Origin of the sequence: Paraconexibacter sp. (assembly GCF_041602235.1) — a bacterium.
GTDB lineage: Bacteria > Actinomycetota > Thermoleophilia > Solirubrobacterales > Solirubrobacteraceae > Paraconexibacter.
In genome coordinates, this window is the sequence record NZ_JBFIGP010000425.1 from 1 (window position 1) to 2,295 (window position 2,295).

Genomic DNA, 2,295 nt, shown 5'->3' on the forward strand with positions numbered 1-2,295 from the left:
GCCGGGCGGGACGGGTTGGCGGACCCACTCCGGGCCCGGGAGCTGCCAGCGCGTGTCGGTGGCCGGGCGGTCCTGCTGCCAGCTGTAGGCGCCGAAGACCGTGTTGGCGCCGGACACGTCGAAGTCGTACAGGCGCGTGAACAGCTCGGCGCGGCGGCTGACGGCGAACACCGTGGACCCGGCGGCCGCCAGCGACACCAGCGGGACCGTGCCCCGACGCGGGCCGCACACCTCCCGGCTCTCGTCGTTGGGCAGCCACGGGTCGAGGTACGTGATGCGCCGCCCCCCGGACCGCAGCACGTAGACGGTCGCCACGCCGATCGGCGCCTGCTCGCGGCCCGAGGTGTCGAGGAACCGCTCGTCGCTGTCGAACGAGGACGTCGCCCACGCGCGCGCGTCGGGGAACATCGCCATCCCCACGCCTGTCCAGAAGTACGGGCCCCAGCGCCAGGTCCAGCGCTCCGGGGACAGGTCGCCCGCCAGGTTGTGCGTGTAGATCTGGCGTTCCGGCCCGAGGACGAGGAGCAGGCGCCGGTCGACCGAGATCTCCGTGATCGAGCCGTCCAGGCACTCCGGCAGCCTCATGACGCGCCACGGCTCCGTGGGCGTGATCACGCCGTCCTTGGCGGGCCGCGCGTACAGGGCACCGTCCCGCAGCGCGAAGGCGTAGCCCTCGCTGACCCCTTCCGTGCGCGTCTGGAAGGCGATCGCGTCCGGCAGCGTCCTCGCGACGGCGGCGCTCGCGACGGCTCCCAGCCGATCGGCCCGTTGCCCGGCGATCGAGTCGGTCGTCGGCACCTCGCCGCCGACCAGCAGCCCGCTGCGCCCCGCCGCCAGGGACAGGCATCGCGGGTCGCTCGGGGCCGAGGCGCTGGCGACCCCTGGGAGCCCGCTCCCGCAGGCGGCGGTCGTCGCGAGTGCTGCCAGGAGCGTGCGGACCGCGCGGCGAGAGACCATGAACCGGAGTGTAGGTGGGGGTGGCGTCACAGGACCTGGTCGATCGCCGCTGTGGCTACGGCGATACTGGCCCGGTGTCGGAGAACCTCTGCGCCATGCTCACCGGAGGGTCCCCGCGATCCCTCGGACGAACGGCTGAAGTGGTCGGTCAGGTGCTTGCCGACCGTTCCCAGCTCGGCGAGCTGTTCGCCTGCATCGCCAGCCCGGATGCCGTCGTTCGGATGCGGGCCGCCGACGCGCTCGAGAAGGTATGTCGCCGGCAACCCGGCTGGTTCGAACCGTGGCTGAGCGAAGTACTCACGGAGGTCGGCAGGTCGTCCCAACCGTCGTTGCAGTGGCACACGGCGCAGATCCTGGGTCACCTCCACAGCCGCCTCGACCGTGATCAGCGACGACGATCCGTGATCTTGCTGCAGAGCTACCTGACCGGGTCGCGGGACTGGATCGTGCTCAACGCGACGATGGGGACCCTCGCTGCGTGGGCGCGCGAAGACGTGGCCCTCGTACGGTGGCTACGACCGGAGTTGGAGCGCCTGACGGCCGACGAGCGCGGGTCGGTCCGCCGGAGAGCGACGAAGCTCCTGGCCACGCTCCCGAGTTGAGCCGTCGGTCACGGGTCGAACCCGACGTCCTCCACCTCCCACGCCGCCATCGCGGCTCCGCACACCGGACACGTCCACGGGTGAGCACCGGTGCGGCGCACCTCCTCGTGGAAGTCGGCGCCCTCCTCGCGGAAGGTCGTCTCGCAGACGTGGCAACGGCCGACGCTCGCGGCCGGGGCCGGCAGCAGGGTCAGGTCCACGTAGTCGTCGGCGAACCACAGGCGGGTGTGACCGACGCTGCGCGCCCAGCGGGTGATCCGCTCGCGGGCGGCGGGCGTGTCGGAGTCGAACTTGAACCGCACGAGGACCTCGCGGTCGCCGCTGTCCTCGTCGGTCGTGATCTCCAGCGACGCGAGGGCCACGCCGGGCGGCAGCGCCGCGCCAGTCGCGTAGTACCAGCCGCGGCACGCGCCGCCGCGGTCGAAGCGGTTGACGTACAGCAGCCCGTCGGCCTCGCGGAAGACCGCGCGGTGGTACGTGACGGAGGTGTTCTGGAAGGGGGAGCGACGCATCACACATCCAGTCGCGCGGGGTCCCGCGGGTGTGACGACGACCGCTTCACCCACGGAGCGGGTCCGCCGACCGGCACCGTCACCCGACGCGGATAGCCTCCGGGACCGATGGCCGGACTGGACACCAACCGGGGCGCGAAGCGTGCCCGCGAAGTTCGCGAGGAGTTCGGGCTGGGACCGATCGCGCCGATCGACTGCCTCCTGACCGTGGTGGAGCAGGAGGC

The 2,295-nt window shown here is 72.3% G+C and carries 3 protein-coding genes and 1 pseudogene; 1 reads left to right on the plus strand and 3 read right to left on the minus strand.

The window, feature by feature from the left end; genetic code table 11:
- A pseudogene (locus tag ABYE80_RS19915) lies at window positions 1-957 on the minus strand (hypothetical protein); the annotation flags it as partial.
- Between the two features lie 26 nt (window positions 958-983).
- The gene (locus ABYE80_RS19920) at window positions 984-1,319 is read right to left on the minus strand and encodes a hypothetical protein (RefSeq protein WP_372792050.1); all 336 of its coding nucleotides are present in this window, start codon (window positions 1,317-1,319) and stop codon (window positions 984-986) included.
- Between the two features lie 39 nt (window positions 1,320-1,358).
- Between ABYE80_RS19920 and ABYE80_RS19925 the strand changes: the two genes are divergently transcribed.
- On the plus strand, window positions 1,359-1,559 hold the full coding sequence (locus tag ABYE80_RS19925; protein ID WP_372792052.1) for a hypothetical protein: 201 nt from the start codon (window positions 1,359-1,361) through the stop codon (window positions 1,557-1,559).
- Window positions 1,560-1,567: 8 nt separating this feature from the next.
- On the opposite strand, the gene ABYE80_RS19930 is transcribed toward ABYE80_RS19925, so the two are convergent.
- Window positions 1,568-2,071 (minus strand): hypothetical protein, encoded by a 504-nt coding sequence (locus ABYE80_RS19930; protein WP_372792054.1) that lies wholly within the window; start codon window positions 2,069-2,071, stop codon window positions 1,568-1,570.
- Window positions 2,072-2,295 lie beyond the last annotated feature (224 nt).